Annotated in this window: 20 protein-coding genes; 16 read left to right on the top strand and 4 right to left on the bottom strand. The window is 60.8% G+C overall.

All coding sequences use genetic code 11. The features are described from left to right. Positions 1-45 precede the first annotated feature (45 nt). Positions 46-1080, bottom strand: coding sequence for a DUF1559 domain-containing protein (locus BGIM_RS0144430; protein WP_020476041.1), 1035 nt, complete (start codon positions 1078-1080; stop codon positions 46-48). Positions 1081-1141: 61 nt separating this feature from the next. Beyond that, entirely contained in the window at positions 1142-2371 is a 1230-nt protein-coding gene (locus BGIM_RS0144425; RefSeq protein ID WP_020476040.1) for a PQQ-binding-like beta-propeller repeat protein, read from the bottom strand. A 402-nt stretch (positions 2372-2773) separates the two neighbouring features. On the opposite strand from BGIM_RS0144425, the gene BGIM_RS0144415 reads away from it, so the two are divergent. Both BGIM_RS0144415 and BGIM_RS55855 read left to right on the top strand, forming a co-directional pair. Beyond that, positions 2774-3232, top strand: a complete 459-nt coding sequence (locus BGIM_RS0144415; RefSeq protein ID WP_020476038.1) for a hypothetical protein — start codon at positions 2774-2776, stop codon at positions 3230-3232. A 121-nt stretch (positions 3233-3353) separates the two neighbouring features. Continuing rightward, positions 3354-4481, top strand: a complete 1128-nt coding sequence (locus BGIM_RS55855; protein ID WP_020476037.1) for a potassium channel family protein — start codon at positions 3354-3356, stop codon at positions 4479-4481. 44 nt (positions 4482-4525) lie between these two features. Here BGIM_RS55855 and surE read toward each other — a convergent pair whose 3' ends face one another. Continuing rightward, entirely contained in the window at positions 4526-5218 is a 693-nt protein-coding gene (gene surE, locus BGIM_RS0144405; RefSeq protein ID WP_238537834.1) for a 5'/3'-nucleotidase SurE, read from the bottom strand. 291 nt (positions 5219-5509) lie between these two features. Between surE and BGIM_RS0144395 the strand changes: the two genes are divergently transcribed. From BGIM_RS0144395 to BGIM_RS0144360, 8 genes are all read left to right on the top strand, one after another. Further along, entirely contained in the window at positions 5510-5974 is a 465-nt protein-coding gene (locus tag BGIM_RS0144395) for a GyrI-like domain-containing protein (protein ID WP_020476034.1), read from the top strand. A 48-nt stretch (positions 5975-6022) separates the two neighbouring features. Further along, a complete protein-coding gene (locus tag BGIM_RS0144390; RefSeq protein ID WP_157369909.1) occupies positions 6023-6424 on the top strand; it encodes a hypothetical protein in 402 nt (133 codons plus the stop codon). A 22-nt stretch (positions 6425-6446) separates the two neighbouring features. Continuing rightward, positions 6447-7280, top strand: coding sequence for an ATP-grasp domain-containing protein (locus tag BGIM_RS0144385; protein WP_020476032.1), 834 nt, complete (start codon positions 6447-6449; stop codon positions 7278-7280). 41 nt (positions 7281-7321) lie between these two features. Beyond that, positions 7322-7786, top strand: a complete 465-nt coding sequence (locus BGIM_RS0144380) for a hypothetical protein (RefSeq protein ID WP_020476031.1) — start codon at positions 7322-7324, stop codon at positions 7784-7786. 213 nt (positions 7787-7999) lie between these two features. Next, a complete protein-coding gene (locus BGIM_RS55850; protein WP_020476030.1) occupies positions 8000-9904 on the top strand; it encodes a peroxidase family protein in 1905 nt (634 codons plus the stop codon). A 223-nt stretch (positions 9905-10127) separates the two neighbouring features. Continuing rightward, positions 10128-10781 (top strand): response regulator transcription factor, encoded by a 654-nt coding sequence (locus tag BGIM_RS0144370; RefSeq protein WP_029631961.1) that lies wholly within the window; start codon positions 10128-10130, stop codon positions 10779-10781. Beyond that, the gene (locus BGIM_RS59420) at positions 10774-12315 is read left to right on the top strand and encodes a sensor histidine kinase (RefSeq protein ID WP_162136353.1); all 1542 of its coding nucleotides are present in this window, start codon (positions 10774-10776) and stop codon (positions 12313-12315) included. The genes BGIM_RS0144370 and BGIM_RS59420 overlap by 8 nt, the downstream gene beginning before the upstream one ends. 196 nt (positions 12316-12511) lie before the next feature. Next, complete coding sequence (locus tag BGIM_RS0144360; RefSeq protein ID WP_020476027.1) at positions 12512-13615, top strand: cis-3-hydroxy-L-proline dehydratase; 1104 nt, start codon at positions 12512-12514, stop codon at positions 13613-13615. Between the two features lie 11 nt (positions 13616-13626). Here BGIM_RS0144360 and BGIM_RS0144355 read toward each other — a convergent pair whose 3' ends face one another. Further along, the gene (locus BGIM_RS0144355) at positions 13627-14178 is read right to left on the bottom strand and encodes a 2OG-Fe(II) oxygenase (protein WP_020476026.1); all 552 of its coding nucleotides are present in this window, start codon (positions 14176-14178) and stop codon (positions 13627-13629) included. A 203-nt stretch (positions 14179-14381) separates the two neighbouring features. Here BGIM_RS0144355 and BGIM_RS0144350 point away from each other — a divergent pair, with 203 nt between their 5' ends. The 6 genes from BGIM_RS0144350 (at position 14382) to BGIM_RS0144320 (ending at position 20255) form a co-directional block, all read left to right on the top strand. Beyond that, positions 14382-15431: an aldo/keto reductase gene (locus BGIM_RS0144350; RefSeq protein WP_029631959.1), complete on the top strand. Its 1050-nt coding sequence runs from the start codon at positions 14382-14384 to the stop codon at positions 15429-15431. A gap of 231 nt (positions 15432-15662) precedes the next feature. Further along, the gene (locus BGIM_RS0144345; RefSeq protein WP_020476024.1) at positions 15663-15989 is read left to right on the top strand and encodes a YciI family protein; all 327 of its coding nucleotides are present in this window, start codon (positions 15663-15665) and stop codon (positions 15987-15989) included. A 350-nt stretch (positions 15990-16339) separates the two neighbouring features. Beyond that, the gene (locus BGIM_RS0144335; protein ID WP_020476022.1) at positions 16340-17614 is read left to right on the top strand and encodes an RNA polymerase sigma factor; all 1275 of its coding nucleotides are present in this window, start codon (positions 16340-16342) and stop codon (positions 17612-17614) included. Positions 17615-17817: 203 nt separating this feature from the next. Continuing rightward, positions 17818-19074, top strand: coding sequence for an outer membrane protein assembly factor BamB family protein (locus tag BGIM_RS0144330; RefSeq protein ID WP_020476021.1), 1257 nt, complete (start codon positions 17818-17820; stop codon positions 19072-19074). Positions 19075-19169: 95 nt separating this feature from the next. Continuing rightward, positions 19170-19715 carry a hypothetical protein gene (locus BGIM_RS0144325; protein WP_029631957.1) on the top strand — a complete coding sequence of 182 codons (546 nt, stop codon included), beginning with the start codon at positions 19170-19172 and terminating at the stop codon, positions 19713-19715. Between the two features lie 69 nt (positions 19716-19784). Beyond that, positions 19785-20255, top strand: coding sequence for a DUF1801 domain-containing protein (locus tag BGIM_RS0144320; protein WP_020476019.1), 471 nt, complete (start codon positions 19785-19787; stop codon positions 20253-20255). Positions 20256-20261: the final 6 nt, after the last annotated feature.

Below are 20261 nucleotides of genomic sequence, written 5' to 3'. Positions count from 1 at the left end.
ACCCGCCCAAGCCCGTCGTAAACATCTTGAAACAAGCCCGCTTGTTCAATTATCAAGCCCGCGAGCTTCGCCGCCGCTGCGACTGACCGCCGCAATGAAACTGACAGGCGTGACGCTGGAGCGGACAAATCGAACGGAGCCGTCGCACATCAGCGTGTTAATCCCGCCGGTGTGGAAGCTGTACAGTCCCAAGTCGTTGTTGCAGTTCATGAGGCACGATCCGCCGGCGCTGGCGTAGGACCCGTCTTGGGCGCTTCCCTTGATCGTGTAACCGCCGGCAGAGGCGTCGGCCCAACCGCCGCCGTAGCGGTCCGTCCACGGGCTGGCGGCCGATCCGAGATCGTTGCCGGTCTTGGTTGGCGTGCCCAAGTCTGTTGTCCCGAGTTTGCCGTTCTGCCACACTTGCGGCCGGCCAGCGGCCTCGGCCAGCAGGATTGTGTTCGACGTGCCATCCGTGATGTTCGAGAATGGGGAGACGACGTTTAGTTGCAACGCCCCGGCATAACTGGTGGAACTGGTCGGGCTGATGCCGGCCGTCGTTTGGAGCGTGGTGTTGACGTTGGAAACCGGCGTGTAATCGGCGGCCGACGCCGTCCACGTGTCAGGCAACCCGGTCAGGGCCGCAAAGCTGCTCTTGGCCGTGTAAAGCCTGTCCTGCGTGGGAGTGGACGGGCATTGCATCATTTTCAGATGCGTGTTGGAACCCGTTTGGTTGGCGCCGGCCGAGTAAAAGTACGAGTTGACGTTGTAGTTCTGGGACAATGCGTTTTGTTCCAAGTAGCTCAGCAGCGGCACGCCCCAGCCCACGGTCTTTTGCGCCAGCGCGGCCGTCCCGGCAAAGTTCGCCGGGTCCGGCTGGATCGCATACGGAGCCAGGCCACCGTTGGAGGATTCATAATTGTGATAAGCCAGCCCCAGTTGTTTCATGTTGTTGGAGCATTTCATCCGGTTCGCGGCTTCGCGGATCTTTTGAACGGCGGGCAATAACAGCCCGATCAGGATGGCGATGATGGCGATCACCACCAACAGTTCGATCAGGGTAAACGCCTTCCGACGGCGGGAATCAATAGCTCGCAACATGGCGGGGCCTTCTCACAGGGTGTGAAATAAAAATGAACAGGGCGTGGGTGGGATTCAAGCGTCAGTCATTCAAACGGAGGGCGGTCACTTCCTTGGCGTCGCGGACGAAGAGTTTTCCGTCCGAAAACGCCATGCCCGTCAGTGTGCCGCCGCAAACCTTGGCGCGGGCAAGTTCACGGTATTCCTTGGGGTCATCGGCCACGAGCGTCAGGCTGCCGCTGTCGCTCAGCACCAGCAAATTGCCGTCGCCAGTGCGAAGCGGGGCGGCGTGAAAATAGCCGACTCCCCGCCTTGCCCACAATTGTTTGCCGGTTTTCAAATCCACGCAGGTCAGGGCGGCGGAGGGAATCGGCTTCAGGGTGTTGGTAATCAGGTACAGCCGTTCCTTGTTGGCCGAAGTGCCGGAGGAGAAGTATCCCTTCATCTCCTTCTCCTGCCACACCTGATCGGCGGCGGGCTTGTCTTCTTTCTTGCCGATGCGGATGGCCGTTGTTCCGTTCGTCATTGTGCTGGCGAACAGCTTGTCCCCAACGACCAAGGGCGTGGGCGACGCCCCGGCCGGTTGGAACACGAGCGGATATTCCCAACTCACTTCGCCGTCGAGCGGATTGAGGGCGACCAACCGCAGACTCGTCATGAACACGACATCCGGCCCGTTAATCCCGGCGACCAATACCGGGGAGGCCGTGCTGGCCGGGTCGTCGAGGGCCTGCCATTGGACGGCACCCTTCTCGGTGTCAAAGGCGACCACGCCCGCCCCCTTGCCGCCGACGGGAACAAGCACGCGGTTGCCGACAACCAGCGGCGAACAACAGACGCCGAACCGGGGCAGGTCAGCCTTGAAGGTCTTGTAAACATCGGTCTGCCAAAGTTGCTTGCCGCCGGAAGCATCGAAGCAAGTCAGCACGCCGGTGATCCCGAAGGTAAACAGCTTGCCGCCGGAAACCACGGGCGTTGATTGCGGCCCGGTGTTTAGCACGCTCTTGTATGGGGCGCGAGTGTAATTTTGCCGCCAGATTTCCTTGCCGGTCGTGGCATCGACAGCAATCACTTCCTCGGCCTCCTTGCCCGGCAATTGGGCATGAACGAAAACGCGGCCATCAGCCACCACCGGAACGCTATGCCCGGCCCCGACGGGGAGCTTCCAAAGAACCTTGGGGGCTTCCTCCCAAGCCTTCACTTTTTCGTCGGTCCCGCCATCCCGCTTGGGGCCAAGCCATTGCGGCCAGTCCCCGGCGAGAGCCACGGGGGCAACCATCAACAAGAGGCATACGCATCGCAACTGAACCATGACTGTTTGCTCCGATCACGGGGAGATCATTTGAAAAACGTCGCTTGTTCGCCGTACTGGACGTGCCAGCCGGACAACCATTCATGGTACTCTTGGCAAATGCCATCTTGATGCGAAACGTTATTCGTTGCTCCCGGCGGCTTCATGATTCATTTGTCTTAAGCAGGAAAGAGACTCAATCTCGATCAAGAACAATAATCTTACACGCACCATAATCTCATTATATTGATGCGAATCTCAAGTCAATCAACGTTCTGACAGAGTCAGCCAACTCACTAAAAATTCTCATCAGGAGACCCCGCGTTGATTGCAAGCCGCCTCCACAACTTCAATGAAAATCGCTGTTTAAGAAAGACCGAAAGGGCTGTCACGTTTTCCCGGATCACCGGCGGAGGGCAACAGATGCGACAATTCATCGCGAATCTCTGGCCGATCAAGATTTGGATGGGGGTGGTTCCTCTGTCTGTGCCGCTCGCGGTGTGCTGGCGGACCAGCCCGCTGATTTGGTTGTTCGATGATTGGCTGAATCCGATGATGTTCGCGGGGGTGATGGTTCTTTCATGGGCAGTCGGGTGGTATGGTGCGGTCATCGCGGGATGGCCAATTCTGGCGCCACTCTACCATTCTCAAGGACTCGCGAACGGCGCTCCTTATCAAATCGGAGATTACGTCCTCATTCTGACTCGCAAACATGGTGGCCGGGTGGCCCGCGTGTATGCGATCTGGAAGGAACGGGATCAGGTGAGGGTGGACTTGGGTGAAGATGCAAAGGAAAAATGCGAGGATGTGTTTTCGTATTACGAGATCCTCCGCGAATCGAACCCCCCGGATCAAGACGCCCCCCCGACGGCGGCCCTATGAATGATCTGGAGGAAGCCCGGCGTCGGTCTCTCAATATGATCGGCGCCTATTCATGTCGTAGAGCAGTAAGATCGGTCTCGGGCGGGGCGATCCCGTCGGGTGCGTTGCCGGAGCCTGCCTGATGCATTCCGCTGCGGTCGTTTTTGGCCTCGCCCTTGTTCTGTTCGTGATGACGGAAGCGTTCGAGGCTCTTGTCCTGCCTCGCAGGGTGGTTCGCCCGTTCCGGTTCACCAGCTTTTACTACCGCCACACATGGCGGGCTTGGGCGACGGTTGCCTTCATCTTCCCGGTTGGCCGACAGCGGCAGACCTTTCTGAGCCTGTTTGGCCCCCTTTCGTTACTCGTTCTCTTCGCCGTGTGGGCGGCGGCCCTGATTGTCGGATTCGGAATGACCCACCACGGCATCGCCCCGAGAGAAGGGGGATTTGCCGACGGTTTGTACCTCAGCGGCACGACGTTCACCACGCTCGGATACGGAGACCTCACACCGTCCACCCCGTTCGCTCGGACGTTGGCCGTTGTGGAAGCCGCGACCGGGTTTGGCTTCTTCGCCGTGGTGGTCGGCTATCTGCCGGTTCTTTACCAAGCCTTCGGCCGACGCGAAGTTTTCATCGCCCTCCTCGACGCCCGAGCCGGTTCCCCTCCGGCGGCCGGGCGGTTGTTGTTGCGGACACCGCCGACAGAAGACGGTGGTTCGTGCATGACCGGCTTTCTGGCCGAGGCCGAGCGATGGGCGGCCGAGATACTCGAAGCCCATCTGTCATTTCCGGTTCTGGGTCACTATCGGAGCCAGCATGACAACCAATCCTGGCTGGCTGCTCTGACCTGCGTTCTTGACACCGCCGCCTTGTTGCTCACGGTGGTGGATCGCGGCAGCCGCGCCCAAGCCCGGCTGACTTTCGCAATGGCCCGGCACACCGTGGTGGATCTCGGCTTGGTCATCCGTCGGCCGCCGGCTCCCTCGGCAGAGGACCGGCTCTCGGACGCGAGACTGGCTGAACTTTTGACGGAAATTCGCGCGGCCGGCGTGGTGGTTCGGGACGACGAGACGACTCGGGCCAAACTGGCCGAATTGCGAGCCTTGTACGAACCGTTCGTGACGGGCCTTGGCCGACATTACCGGCTGAAAGTTCCCGGAATCTGGCCGGTTGACGAAGGCCCGGACAACTGGCGAACAAGCGCCTGGGTCCGCCGGGCCGGCCCCCTCGACGCGCTCGGGGCAGACCCAAAGGACGAACACTTCCGATGAACATTATTTTTGGCCGACCCGGAGTTGTTTGGGCGCCCTGAACATCAAATCGACAACTTCGCCACGGCGATATTCCCGCCGAAGCACACATCCACGTCGGAACCCTTGGCCCTTGCCCGGTTGTGGTAGTCGCCGCTGTAAAGCAGGCCGACGGCGTCCGGGATATAGTCCAGCGGCAAAGGGTGGCGGTCGGTGATGCAGTCCACCAGTCGGGGAGCGGGTTCTTCAGCGCCAAGATGTGGATAATTCACGTTCCAGAATTCGCCGACTTCCAGCGGGCGGGACATGAGTTCCGCGAGCAGGCGTTGCGTGTAACGGGTGATATTGTGCCAGTCAAACTCGCGGGTTTTCTTCTTGTAATGCGAGAACGAGATGCCGGGTTTCGAGTGGATCGCCCCCTCGCGGGCGGCGGCCACCGTGCCGGAGTAATGCACGTCGGCCCCGAGATTGCCGCCGTGGTTCACCCCGGAGAGAATCCATTTCACATCCGGGGCAATGGTGTGCAATCCAAGCCGGACGCAATCGACCGGCGTGCCGTGGATGGCGTAACGATTCTCTCCCCGCTCCTCGATCCGCACCCCCCGTCCCGTGGTGGCCGAGTGCGAACAACCAGACTGCGGTCCGACCGGGGCGATGACAATCGGCATCCACCCGGCGGGCAACGCCGCAAGCAGAGCCTGAAGACCGGGGGCATCAATGCCATCGTCGTTGGTGAGAAGGATTTTCATAAAAGCCATGACCCAAACCAAAATACTCGGGAGGACACAGATCAGGCGTTCCAGTCTGACCGTTGGAATTGCTCTACACGGAAGCCACGACCCACGGCAAGGCCTGTCAGGCCGGGGATGTCTTTTGTCACAAGCTGTTTAAGGTTGTCCGGAAGATTTGCCAAACCTCTTCACCGCCTTATTTCATCTTTCTCTTGATGTCGGAGTGATAGAATCCGCCGCGAATGACTTTGACAGACACATTCCGGCGGGTTAGCCTGCGGAGTGTTCTGGAAAACTGAAACATCACCGGACAACGGCATGGAATACGATATCCGACTCGAACAACTCAGCGGACGTCCGCTGGCGGTGGTGCGCCGTCTCGCGAAAAGCGGGGAGCTTTCCAAAGTGGTTCCCGCCGCCTGCGGCTTGGTGTGGGGGGTCATCCGCTCACAGCAAATCACCGGAGCCGGCCGGCATGTCGCGGTTTATCTGGATGGCCAGATCAATCTTGAAGTGGGCGTCGAACTGGACACCCCGTTTGCCGGGCACGGTGAAGTGGTCCGCTCGGCCACCCCGGCGGGACTCGTTGCCTCGACGACTCATTATGGGCCATACGGCCTGCTCCACGGGGCGCACGAGGCGATTCTCCGATGGTGCCGCGACAACGGCCACGCGCTCGCCGGTCCCAGCTGGGAGACTTACGGCCACTGGATCGACGAATGGAACAACGATCCGTCCAAGATCCGCACCGATGTTTCGTATCTGCTTGTTGCGACCGCCTGACCAATCGCCGCCAGCCATCGTAAAACCTGACTGGCTATGGAAGAAAATTTGTCTGACACCACTGATTTCGGAGAACGACTCGGCTTCACCCCCGCATGGCACGCCTTCGGGGTGGCGGATGCCGCATTCCTCGAACGGGCGAGGGCCGAGTGGGACAAGGGCGAAGACAACAACCCCGAACACTACCGCTACCGGGCCTTCTGTGAATTCTTGGCCGCGAAACAACCGCTGTCCCCCGAACTGGCGATTGCCCTCTACGAACTGGGTGCGACCGACGCCGACCAAGGCATGGGCGGCGCCATGATGGCGGTCATTGTGCGTCAACCCGAGTGCCCGGAAGAGGTGTTGGCGATGGCGGCCACATCCGGGCGGCCACATCTGATCCGGGCGGTCGAGCGTCGGGCGGAAGAAGCATATCTCGCGCAAAGCCGCAAAGAAGAGAAATCATGAAGGCGGACAATCGGAGAAGCGAATGCGTCCGGTGTGGCTGATCGAGGCCGGGGTCTACGGGGAGGAGGCTGCTCCACTGTTGGGCGAGATCCGGCGGCAGGGGATGGTCGCTGAAATTGTGCCCCATCAGGCTCTCCGGAAAGGGGCCAGTCCGGTCATTGCCGGAGGACAAGTTTTGGAGCCGGGTGCGTGTGTCATCGGATACGGAACCTATCCGTTTGCGCAACAAATCTTGCTTCATCACGATTGGACACTGGGGGCTTGGTGTTCGGCCGAGAACTTGGATTGCGTGACTTACTATGCCCGTTTTGGCCGCTATCTGTTGAATCAGCAATACGTGATGATGCCGGGTGTCGAGGCCATTCGCCAGCGTGATTGGTTATTTTCGGTGTTCGGCCGCGAGGAGCAGGTGTTTGTCCGGCCGACGAGTTGTCTCAAATTGTTTGTCGGCCGATGCGTGGATCAGGCGGCGTTTGCCACCGCTCTCGCTCCGACCCGATATGACCCGGCCACGCTGGTCGTCATTGCCGCCCCGCAACCGATTGACCGCGAATGGCGTCTGGTGGTGGTCGGCGACCGGGTGATCTCGGGCGGACAATATGCCGTAAATGGCGCTCGGTCGATCACGCCGGATTGCCCGGCGGCGGTGAAGTCGTTTGCCGAGTCGATGCTTGCCGAAGTAAAATGGCGGCCCGACCCGGTGTTCATGCTGGACGTGTGCGAATCGGCCGGCCAGTTGTGGCTGGTCGAATTGAACAGCTTCAGCGGCTCATGGTTGTATCGTTGCGATTTGCCGGCGGTGGTGGCGGCGACCAGCGAACTGGCGGGGCGGTTATGGCACAATAAACATAACTGACCATGCAATGCTGTCCTCAACATTGGAAAGACGAGAATCTCATGGCCGCCATCATCACATTACAGTCGGTTGTTGATGAGATGGAGTTGCTTGGGGCGGGCGAGGCGCATGCTTTCTTGAACAGGCATACCGGCGAATTGTATGGCGGGATGGACGAGCAAATCGACAAGGCAATAGGGAACGACGATGAAAAGTCACCCGAGTGGGAAAGGGAGGCGATTCGCCGCCTCCGGGAAATTCTCGGGTCTCCGGATTGGCTGGAGTTGCCGCGACGAGGCAGCCATGAGGATCACCGGGTCATGGAACAATTTTGCCTGACGCATTGTTCGGGCCGAAGACAACAGGACTTGCTGGCGGCCATCAGCGGGCGAGGGGCCTTCGGACGCTTCAGGGCGGCCATTCATCAATTCGGCATTGAGGATGCGTGGCATGGCTTCCACCTGAAATGGCTGGCGAAGGAGGCCGCGATGTGGCTGGAGGCCAACGGAATTCCATACAAGTCGTGAATAGTCTCGCCGTCAGCCATCATCGACAGAAGAAGAATGCCTCGCACAAAGCCGCAAAGAACGCAAAGAAGAAATCAAAAACCGTTCGATTTTCCCTCATCATTTTCTCACCTCTTCACGTTGGCTTCAGCCAAGCCTCGGTAAAGTGTCCGCACGGTTCGGGCTGATGTCCGGCCGCACCCGTCACTTACTCATGTCTTTTCGAGGTGTCTGATGAAGCCGTTCCACGCACTGGCCCATTTCAGGAAGGCCAAACCGTCCGTCCGTATCGTCCGGCGAACCACCCTGCGAGTGGAGAGTATGGAAGATCGCACCGTTCCCGCCGCGCTGGCCGTCCGTCCCATCGACGGCACGGGCAACAACATCGCCAACCCCAATTGGGGCACGGCCGGTGTTGATTTTCTTCGCAACGCCCCGGCCGCTTATGCCGACGGCGTCTCCAGTCCCGCCGGGGCCAGCCGGCCGAGCGCCCGCGAAGTGAGCAATGTCCTGTCCGATCAGGCCGGGCAGGACATTGTCAGTGACCGGCAACTCTCCGCGATGATTTACGCATGGGGCCAATTCATCGATCACGATCTCGACCTCACGCCCACGGGAACGGGAGACTTCCCCGTCCCCGTGCCAACCGGCGATCCTTCTTTCGATCCCACCGGAACCGGAACGCAAACCATTCCGCTAACACGATCCGCCTACGACCCCGCCACGGGCACCGCCCCCGGCAACCCGCGTCAGCAGATCAATTCCATCACCGCCTGGCTCGACGGTTCGATGGTCTACGGGTCGGATGCGGCGACGGCCGCGTCACTGCGAACGATGGTCGGCGGCCAGATGAAAACCAGCGCTGGCAACCTGTTGCCGACAGACAACACCGGCTTCTTTGTCGCCGGGGATACTCGTGTGGACGAGAACCCGGAACTGACCAGCATGCAAACGCTGTTCGTCCGGGAACACAACCGCATGGCCGCCCAGATCAGCCGGGTGAACCCGAAACTGAGCGATGAGGACGTTTACCAACAAGCCCGCGCGTGGGTGATCGCCGAGATTCAAGTCATCACTTACAAGGAATGGCTCCCCGCTTTGCTGGGGACGCCAATTCCCGCTTATCGGGGATACAATCCCAAGGTGAACCCTGGCATTGCCAACGAATTCGCGGCCGCCGGTTTCCGGTTTGGCCACAGTCTGCTGGGGGACGACATCGACTTCCTCGGGAATGACGGTCAAAAAGTGGCTGACACGGTTTCGCTGGCGGATTCGTTCTTCAATCCGGAACTGGTGAAGACCAACGGCATCGACCCCGTCTTGAAATATCTCGCCTCCGATCCCTCCTCCGAGGTGGACACGAAGGTGGTGGACAGCGTGCGGAACTTCCTGTTCGGCGCCCCCGGTTCCGGCGGCATGGACCTGGCCAGTTTGAACATCCAGCGCGGCCGTGATCACGGCCTCTCGGATTACAACACCACACGAGCCGCTTACCATCTTCCAAAGGTCACGAATTTCAATCAGATCACCAACGATCCGGCCACGCAGGCGAAACTCAAACAGCTTTACGGCAACGTGAACAATATCGATCTCTGGATCGGGGTATTGGCCGAGAAACACGTCCCCGGCGGCAGTGTCGGGCCGACGCTCAAGGCCATTATCACCGATCAATTCTCAAGATTGAGGGATGGCGACCGCTTCTGGTATCAACGAGAATTCAGCGGCGCGCAACTGCAACAACTGGAAGGAACCACCCTCGCCGGGCTGATTCGTCTCGACACCTCCCTGACGACGGTGCAACGAAACACCTTCTTCTTCAAGGCCGAAATCTCCGGCCGGGCCTTCGGCGACCGGAACGGCGACGGCCGCCTGAACGGGCCGGAGATCGGACTGGCCGGAATCACCGTGCAACTGGTGGACCTGTCCACCAACGAAGTCGTCGCCACCAAAGTCACCGACGCGCGGGGCAATTACAAATTCACCGTCGCCGACGGCCTGCGCACCGGCCGTTACACGGTGCGACAGGTGTTGCCGCAAGGAGTCGTCCCCACCACCTCGCCGGACCGGCCGATTTCGATTGTCAGCGGCGACACCATCGTGATGGGCTTTGATTTAGGAAGCATGAAGTTGAGAGTGTGAGAAAAATCGCTGGCGTGCGACCTAACCCCCCGTCCCCCTTCCCTAAGAAGGAAGGGGGAGCAAGTGGGTGGATGGTTCTGAGAAAGTAGGTCAGCCTTTCTAGGCTGACAGACCTGTCAGCCTAGAAAGGCTGACCTACTTGAAGACGATTTTCGCCCACTTGCTCCCCCTTCCTTCTTAGGGAAGGGGGTCGGGGGGTTAGGTTGCCTTTTGAGATTTCCCGATGCGTATGTTGGTCGTCGAGGACGAACCCGAACTTCGGCGAGTGCTGGCCCAAGCTCTCCGCGAAGAGGGATACGCCGTGGATGAGGCCGGGGACGGGCCGGATGGGTTGTACAAGGCGAACGCGTGGGATTATGACGCGATCCTGCTCGACATGATGCTTCCCGGCCTCAATGGTTGGGAAGTATTGACTCAACTGCGAAAAAAGAAGACCACGCCGGTGTTGGTCCTGACGGCCCGTGATGCCATCACCGACCGCATCAGGGGATTGGATGTCGGGGCAGATGATTATGTGGTCAAGCCATTTAATCTTGCCGAAGTCTTGGCTCGGGTCCGGGCATTGATTCGCCGCTCGGCCGGGCGGGGGGACTCGAAGATCGAAATGGGCGATGTCATCATCGACACCGCCCGGCGGACGGTCACTCAAGCCGGGTTGGCCATCGTCCTCACGGCCCGCGAGTATGCCATCTTGGAAATGCTCGCCAGCCGCCGGGGGGAGGTCGTCACCAAGACGCAGATTTACGATCACATTTTCGACGAGACGGACGACTCGTTGTCCAATCTCGTGGAGGTTCATGTGATGAACATTCGCAAAAAACTCGGCCGGGATTTCATCGCCACCCGGCGGGGACAGGGGTATGTGGTTGATGGTTAAATCCATCCGTTTGCGCTTGCTGATCTGGTACGCGGCCGTGCTGACGGGAGTGGTCGGCGGGTTTGCCGTGCTGCTTTACTACGAGGTGCGCGCCGCCCGCCTTGCCGAACTTGATGCCCATCTGGAATCGACCGCCGCCGGTTTGGAAGCCTCTCTGCGGCTCTTTCCTCCCCACGAATTCAACGGCGAACCGCCTCCGGCCCCGCCGCCCAAAAAGCAACCGCCCCCCAAAAAAGGCGAGGGTCCGCCGCCGAAGAAGAACGAATTCCCCAAGTGGAACGATCCCCAGTCGCCCAAGTGGAACGACCCACCGGACGGCCCCAATCGCGAACGATTGCTGAACAGTCTGAATCTCCCCGGCCCGCCGAGACAGGCCGGCGAAGGGACGCCCACTTACTTTGCCGTCTGGCGGCCGAACGGAACCCTTATCAAGGGAAGCGACCTCCCTCCCGGCGAGGAAGTGATGCCGTCGGTCGCCGGAGAGGCGGTCACGTATTTTCGCGGCCCGTATCGGGAACGGCTGGGACGCGGCCCAAACGCATCGACGATTCTCGTCGGCCGGGACAGCGGCAATGTCCCGGCCGAACTGACCGCGTTCATCTGGCGGCTGATCGGAACCGGCGCCGTCGTGCTGGCGGTCGGCCTGCTCGGCGGGTGGCTCATCTCCCGGCGAATCCTCCGGCCGATCTCGGCCATCGCCGCGACCGCTTCTCGAATCTCCGGGGTGAGTCTTACCGAGCGAATCGACACGTCGAATGTGGACACCGAACTGGCCGAACTGGCCGATGTGTTGAACGAGGCTTTCGACCGCCTCCAAGGAGCGTTTGACCGGCAGGCCCGTTTCACCGCCGATGCCTCGCATGAGCTTCGCACGCCGCTGGCGGTCATCAAGTCGCAGGCGGAACTCACCCTCTCCCGCGCGCGAACTCCCGAGGAATACCGACTGGCCATCGAAGCCTGCCTGCGGGCCGCGACCCGGATGACCGACTTGGTGGAACGCCTGCTTCTGCTCGCCCGCGCGGACGCCGGTCTGCCGGGGGGAACCCGCTCGCCCGTCGCCCTCGAACGGGTGGTGGCCGAGGTGATCGCCCAGTTGAAACCGCTGGCGGTTGAAAAAGAAGTGACTTTGACGACCGACTTTGTCCCCGTCCCGGTTTCCGCCGACGCGGTGGCGCTCGCCCAAGTGGCCGGGAACTTGATTGCCAACGCGATCCAGTACAACAAACCCGGCGGGCAAGTTCGCGTCAAAGTGAAACTCGACGGGACGGACGCCGTGCTGAGCGTGAAGGACTCCGGGCCGGGCATCGGCCCCGAAGACCGCCGCCGGATCTTCGAGCGGTTCTACCGCGTGGACAAAGCCCGCACCCGCTCCACCGGCGGCACCGGCCTCGGCCTTGCCATTTGTAAAAGCATCGTCGAAGCCCACGGCGGGACGATCTCTTGCGAATCAACGCTCGGGAAGGGTTCGACCTTCCGCGTGCGGTTGCCGAGGAAGAAAATGGAGAAAGCAGCGAAGGCCGAGGAACACGATTAATACAAAACCAAGCGGCAACAGTTGCAAATGATTCTCAAGAGCCCCACTGCGTCAGCGGTGGGGGTGGCTTCCGGTGAGTGGCGGCCACCCCCACCGCTGACGCAGTGGGGCTCTTGAGAATGTCACACAACATGGCAGTTGAATTTGCATTAAGGACACAGTTGCCTTGTAAACTCCCACAACCATCGGGCAACGAATGCGCATCACACGACTCTCGGCTTATCGGGTTGACCTTCCTCTCAAAGAGGGCAGTTACAAATGGTCCGGCGGCAAGGCGGTCAATGTTTTTGACAGCACCATCATTCGCGTGGACACCGACACCGGGCTGACCGGATGGGGCGAGGTGTGCCCGCTCGGGCCGTTTTATCTGCCGGCTTACGCGGCCGGGGTGCGGTCGGGGCTGGCGGAACTCGGGCCGCACTTGTTGGGTGAAAACGCGCTGGAGCTTGGCAAACTCAACCGCCGGATGGATGCCGCCCTCAAGGGGCACGCTTATGTGAAATCCGGCATCGACATGGCCTGTTGGGATCTTCTCGGCAAGGCGGCAAACCAGCCCGTCTGCGTGTTGCTCGGCGGGCGCTACGGCGATGATGTCGGCCTCTATCGGGCCATTTCCCAAGAATCCCCGGAGCAGATGGCCGCGAAGGTGGCGGGTTATCGGGCCGAGGGTTATCGGCGGTTCCAGCTCAAAGTCGGCGGGGCGGCCGACGTGGACGTGGAACGCATCAAAGCCGTCGCGGCCGAACTTCGGCCGGGGGATCGGCTGGTGGCCGACGCCAACACCGGCTGGCTGATGCACGACGCCTTGCGGGTGGTGAAGGCCGTGCAGGATGTGGATGTATACATCGAACAGCCCTGCCTCACTTATGAGGAATGCCTGACGGTTCGCAAGCATACCGATCATCCGTTCGTGCTGGACGAAGTGATCGACGGCATGGATGTCCTGTTGCGCGGCCATGCCGACCAGGCGATGGACGTGGTGAACATCAAGATCAGCAAGTTCGGCGGGCTGACGAAGGCGAAGCAAGCCCGCGATTTGTGCGTGTCCCTCGGCGTGGCGATGACCCTCGAAGACAGTTGGGGCGGTGACATCGTGACGGCGGCCATCTCCCATCTGGCCCACAGCACGCCGACGGAATTCCTGTTCAGCTCGACCGATTTTAACAGCTACGTGACCGTCGATTTCGCCGACGGCGCCCCGAAACGCCAGAACGGCCGGTTAGCCGCTTCGTTGGCACCGGGGCTGGGTATCACGCCGCGAATGGACGTGATCGGGAAGCCGCTGGTGATCGTCGAATAAGCCGACGGCGCTCACAACCGGCACATCACATCAGACCGCACGACATACTTGCGGCCCCCGACGACGGCCGAGCCTTCGTGAAGAATGTGATGTTCAAAGATCAACGCCTTGCCCGCCTCCGGGACGACGGCAATCCCGGCGGGTCGGAAAAGGGTTTCGCCGCCGACCGTCCCGCCGCTCAGGTAGACCATGAACGTCAGCCAACTGCGGGCGCCGTCTTCCCAGATGGTGCTGCCATCGTAATGGGGGGCGAATCGTTGACCCGCGTCGTAGCGGTAGAACCGCATTCGGGGGTCCAGCCCGAAGGGCTTCCACCCGCGAATTTGCTCCGGGGCGAACGGGGCAAAGCGTTCCCATAAGAACGCCGCAAGTTCCGGGTCTGTGATAGTTGCCCGGTCGTTGTTGCGGATATGGGTGGCGATGGATTCGTGCTGGTGGCCGCCGACTCCGGCGAGTTGAAACCCCGCCCCCTCGGCCCGGTCAATCAACAGGCCGCATTCCCCGGCAGTTAGAAACTCATGGATGACGGCAATCGCCTCGCCAAGCAATTTCTCATGTCGCATGGACCAGTCTCCTCGCGTGACATCGTTATACACGTTACATCTGAGAAAGAGTCATCCCCGGCCAACCATGTTCGGGCCAAACCACCATCAGCAGCCGGGCGAATCTTCCTGTCGTTGCGAGCAGTAGAGGCACTGGTGACGCCGTCCTACCTATGATGTTTTGGTCTGAATCTTTCGACATTCGTTTCGATCAAGGAGACGGCATGGAATACACCACACTCGGCGGCACGGGCCTGTTGGTCTCAAAGCTCTGCTTCGGGACCATGACCTTCGGCGATGGCCGAGGGCTCTTCAAGATGATCGGCGCCCAGGGACAGGCTGACGCCGACGCCCTTGTCAAGACATCGATCGAGGCTGGCATCAATTTCTTTGACACGGCCGACGTGTACACCGAGGGCGAGAGCGAAAAGATTCTCGGGCAATCGCTGAAGAATCTCAACGTCGCCCGCAAGGATATTGTCATCGCGACGAAGGTTTACGGGCGAGTCGGTCCGGGCCGAAACGACATTGGCGCCTCGCGCGGCCACATCATGGACGGAGTGGAGGCCAGTCTCCACCGGTTGCAGACCGACCATATCGACCTGTACCAAATCCATGCCAACGACGCCGTCACCCCGGTTGAAGAAACGCTCCGCGCCCTCGACACCCTCGTGCAGCAAGGGAAAGTCCGCTATATCGGCTGCTCGAACTGGCAGGCATGGAAAATCGCCAAGGCCCTCGGTATCTCCGAATTCAAGAATCTGGCCCGTTTCGACACACTTCAAGCTTACTATTCGATCGCCAGCCGCGAACTTGAACGGGAAATCGTTCCCCTGCTGGAAGCCGAAAAAGTCGGCCTGCTCGTCTGGAGTCCGCTGGCCGGCGGCTTGCTGTCCGGGAAGTTCAGCCGGGACAACCAAAAGCCAGCGGATTCCCGCCGCAGCGAGTTTGACTTCCCTGTCGTGGACAAAGAGCGGGCGTGGAAGATTCTCGATGTGATGGCACCGATGGCGCAGGCGCGAGGGTGCAGCGCGGCCCGGATCTCGCTGGCATGGCTCCTGGCCAAGCCTGTGGTCACGTCGATCATCATCGGGGCCAAGCGACTCGACCAGTTGACGGATAACTTGGCGGCCGTGGGCTTCCAACTGACTCCGGACGAAATTCAACGACTCGACGAGGCAAGTGCCCTGCCGCCGGAGTATCCGGGATGGATGCTCGGGGTTCAAGGCGCCGACCGAACGGACCCGACCAAGGCCCGATTCGGCCGACGATAACCTCTACTCGGCCGCTTTGCGGACAACAGCAAATGCGGCCGAATTTGCGAGGATGCCGGCCCGGCCATCGCAACCGGAGCAACCGTCCGGCCCGGCAAAGTCGCCTTGCGAACATATTTCGGCATTTTTGCCAAATCGGTGTCCGAACCGTCAACGCTTGTTCGTTGTAGTCACACAAGGCGGGGAAAAGTCCCCGCCCGTATCTGTGAAAACCTTCTGGAGAACCGTCTCATGCCGAAGTATCTGTTTATCTTTCGCCATTCCACCGATCCCCAATCGCGGCCGTCTCCGGAGGAAATGCAAGTTCTGGGGGGCCAATGGTATGCTTGGATGCAGAAGTTCAGCGCGTCGATCATGCCCGGCGGCGACGGGTTAAAACCGAGCGGGCGGCTCCTCAAAGAGGGAATCGTGACCGATGGCCCCTATGTCGAAGCCAAGGAATTCGTCGCCAGTTTCAGCCTGATCCAAGCCGACAACTACGATGCGGCCGTCGCCATCGCCAAAGAATGTCCGGGGGACAACGTGATCGAAATCCGCGAATTGGGCGGCTACGCCTGAGCGAATTCGCTTTGCGGTTTTTGTGACACGTGTGACTGCATTTGGCCCGAAATGCAAACGCATTCGCCAGGGCCAGAGCAGACAATGCGGACTTTCCGATATCTGGATTTACAAACGAATTATGAACACTGCCATCAAACGTTCGATTCTTCGCTGGGTTCACATTGTCTTTAGCATTCCGATCATCGGTTATGTGTATAGTCCGTTTGAAGAAATTCCGCAGTATGCCCCGGCTGTTCGGTTTGTCTTCCTTCCGATGCTTGTCTTTTCGGGATTGTGGATGTGGAAGGGCCATGTCCTTCGACGACTGATTTCAAAAAGACCGGCCGGGCAAGATCAGTCAATGACGCATGAATGAACCCCAAGCTCTGGTGGAGCACTTTTTTCGCCACGAGTCCGGCCGGCTTGTCGCCGTGCTGACCCGGTCGCTTGGCGTGCGCCGGCTCGACTTGGTTGAGGATGTCGTTCAGGCCGCGCTTACACAGGCTCTGGAAACATGGTCGCGTCGGGGCGTGCCCGAAGACCCGGCCGGGTGGCTATATCGAACCGCCCGCAATCTCGCGATCGACGCGCTGCGGCGGGAACGAATCCACGACCGGGCATTGCCGCGCGTGGTCGAAGAGGCCGGGCAGGAATCGCCGCCGCCCGAGGCGCATTTCGCCGATGAAATCGGTGACGAACCGCTTCGCCTGCTTTTCGTCTGCTGCCACGAGGCGGTGCCGGTCGAATCCCGTGTCGCGATCGCGCTCAAGACGTTGTGCGGATTCAGCACGGCCGAGATCGCCCGCGCGTTGCTCACCACCGACGCCAACATCCAGAAGCGAATCGAGCGGGCGCGGGAGCGGCTTCGCGAACTGGACGTGGATTTTGACACCCCGGCGTCGGACCAACTTGGCGCTCGGCTGGACGCCGTCCTCGCGGTCATCTACCTCCTGTTCAGCCAGGGTTGTCACGTCACGCATGGCGACCTGCCGATCCGTCACGACCTGTGCGACGAAGCCCGCCGACTGGCGCGGATGCTCGCCGCCCAAAGTGTCGGCGACATCCCGGCGGTCCATGCCCTGCTCGCGCTGATGTGCTTCCACGGAGCCCGTTTCGACTCGCGCGTCGATCTCGACGGCGCTATCGTTCTGCTCGAAGAACAAGATCGCTCTGCCTGGAACTGGACCGACGTGCGCGAAGGCATGGAGTGGCTCGCCAAGTCAGCCGCCGGAGATGAACTGACACGCTATCACGTTGAAGCCGGCATCGCGTGGGAGCATTGCCGCGCGCCGACCGTCGCCGAAACCGACTGGCGCCGAATCACCGACTTGTACGACATGCTCGACCGCATCGCGCCGTCGCCGCTCCACGCCCTTAACCGCGCCGTCGCCGGGTCCTACCTACACGGCCCGCAATCCGGCCTCGACCACCTGGCCACCGTCCTCCCGGAAAACATCCCCGCCCGCTACCCCGGCTGGCACGCTGTCCTCGGCGAACTCCACTTTCGCCTCGACCAGCGTTCCGCCGCCGAATGTGCTTGGCGCGAAGCGTTGAGATTGACCACCGCCCGCGCCGATCAGGAATTTTTACGCCGCCGCCTCGCTGCCTGCCGGGCCGAGGGAGGCGAGCCTGCCACTGAGTAACGTTGGCCCCAAGGAAGAAATTGAGACGGACGTGGCGAGCAAACGGACGTTTGCGTGGCCCGGCCTGCCGAACGTCAATCAACTCCACTCGGAAGCCGAGCTTGACGACTTGCGACTCTGCGTGAATCCGTGGTGATGAATATACTGATGCCTGCTATATTCACATGACACCCGCCCGGTTCCCCATTTTTGTCAGGACACCGATGATCTGGATCCGCATATTTCTGGTCGCGTTCGTTTGTGGAGCAGTTGCGAACGCCGGCGAATGGCCGCAGTGGCGGGGGCCGAAGAACGACGGCCACTCCGCCGAAAAAGACCTGCCGGCCGAATGGGATGCCGAAAAGAACATCGTCTGGAAACTCAAGATGCCGGGCATCGGCGCCGGCACCCCGGCCGTGTGGGGCGACAAGGTCTTCGTGACCTCGGTGGATGGCGACGACGTGGTGACGATCTGCGTCGGAACCGACGGCAAGGAGAAATGGAAAGCAAAGCTCTCGAACACCGGGGCGAAGCGGTACAAGAACCCGTCCGGGGCCGACGTGTCGGACGCCTCGGCCTCTTGCTCCACGGACGGCAAGCACGTGTGGGCCTTCGCCGGCAATGGCTCGCTGGCTTGTTTCACCGTGGACGGCGCGCTCGTGTGGGCAACCGACGTTTCAAAGTTCGGGAAGATCGACATCGCGTTTGGCGCGCACTGGACCCCGGTATTGCACAAGGACAAACTGTACCTCCAAGTGATGCACCGCACGGCGCAGAAGCTCGTCCGATACGATGCGTTCACCGGCAAGGAAGACTGGGCGGTTGACCGCGCCGGCGCCGGCAAGGGCGAAAGCCCGGACGTGTATGCGTCCGCCTTCATTTGGGAGGGCCAGGGCGGCCCGCTTCTCATCTCGCACGGCAACGACTTCTGCACGGCCCACCGGCTGACGGATGGCGGCGAAGTCTGGCGGGTGCAGGGTCTGAACCCGACGAACAACCGCAATTGGCGGTTCGTCTCGGACCCGCTGGTCACGCCGGACCTGATCGTCGTGCCCTCCTGCAAGAACGGGCCGACTGTCGGCGTGAACCCGGTCGGCGCGAAGGGGGACATCACCCCGGACAACCGGGCCGAAGTCTGGCGCATCAAGACGACGCCGGACGTGGTCTCCCCGATCCGCGTCGGCGACGTGATCTTTCTGTGCGGCCACGGACCGTTCACGTTGCACGACGCCAAGACCGGCGACCAAATCGCCAAAGGAGACATCACCAAGGGATACCACTGGGCCAACATGGTCGCCGGCGACGGCAAGATTTACGCGACCAGCCAGGAAGGCGTCACGGACGTGCTACAGGCCGGCCGGGAGTTCAAGAAACTCGCCACCAACAAACTGCCCGACAAGATCTTCGGCTCCCCGGCCATCGCGGGCGGCCGCCTCTACTTCCGTGGCTACGGTTTCCTGTGGGCAATTGGCCCGAAGTAACGCGAATGGAACGCGGGCGGAAGGGGGCCAGTCGCCCCTTTCCGCCCGGTGATGAAATACTCGCACACTTCCCCAACCCTTTATTTGGCTTGCCCATGTCCACTCTCGGCTTCCGCAATCTCTCCACGTTCAAGATCGCCTTGGCGTTGTGGGTCATCGTTGGCGGCGGGTTCGGTGTCGCCTTGATTGTCGGCGGGGTGCGAAGCCGGGAGCCGAAACCAGACTCGAATGCCTTGCTCATCGCCGAGGCCGAACGACGGGGACCGAATCCCACTCGCGTCCGCGTGGGCCAACTTGCGGTCTATAAGGGACAGGTCGAGTCATTGGGTCCGGGGTTGGCCGAGTTCGACCGCCTGCTTGGATATCCGCAATGGCTGGCCGATCACCCCGGCGAAAAACCTCCGCGTCCCGAAATCGAGGACGCCATTCTCGTCCTGAATGTTCCCGGACCAAACGGGGGATCAACGCGAGTCACCGCACATCTCCCGAAAAAAGGCAATCACCTGGGACGGGCATTCGCCATCGACCGTGGAAAGACGATTCGCATCCGGGGCTTAGTGTCCCGCGTGACCACCGACGAGGATGGCCCGGCGGTCGGACTCGTCGAGGCCGTGATCACCGCATGGCCTGAAGACCTGTGATTCATGGCGAAAAAAGGTGTCAGCGCCCTTTTTTGATGACGAAATCACCGCAATACGGGAGCGAACACAATGGCCGGCAAGGAGTCCGAGAAGTCAGGAAAAGCCCCAAAGAAGGCCGCCGCCAAGCGGGTAACCACGAAACCGGCCCTTCTCTCCGGCGGCAACCCTCAGATTGCGAAGGCCGATGGCGATGCTCCCGTACAGGCTTACATTGCGGCCATGCCGGGTTGGAAAAGCGATGTCGGGCGGCGGCTTGATGCGATCATTGATCGCACCGTTCCCGGTGTTTGCAAAGCGGTCAAATGGAACACGCCCTTCTACGGAATCGAGGGTCAAGGTTGGTTCCTCGGCTTCCATTGCATCACGAAGTACATCAAGGTGGCTTTCTTTCGCGGTTTGTCATTGAGTCCCCTCCCCCCCGTCGAGTCCAAAAGCAAGGATACCCGTTACTTCCACATCCACGAGGACGGCCAGTTCGACGAAGCTCAATTCGCCAATTGGGTGAGACAAGCCAGCCAATTGCCTGGCGAACGGTTGTGAGCGATT

The sequence above is a fragment of the Zavarzinella formosa DSM 19928 genome, from assembly GCF_000255705.1.
GTDB lineage: Bacteria > Planctomycetota > Planctomycetia > Gemmatales > Gemmataceae > Zavarzinella > Zavarzinella formosa.
Note: the sequence above shows the minus strand (reverse complement) of the source record. Positions and strands in the feature narration are given on the sequence as shown.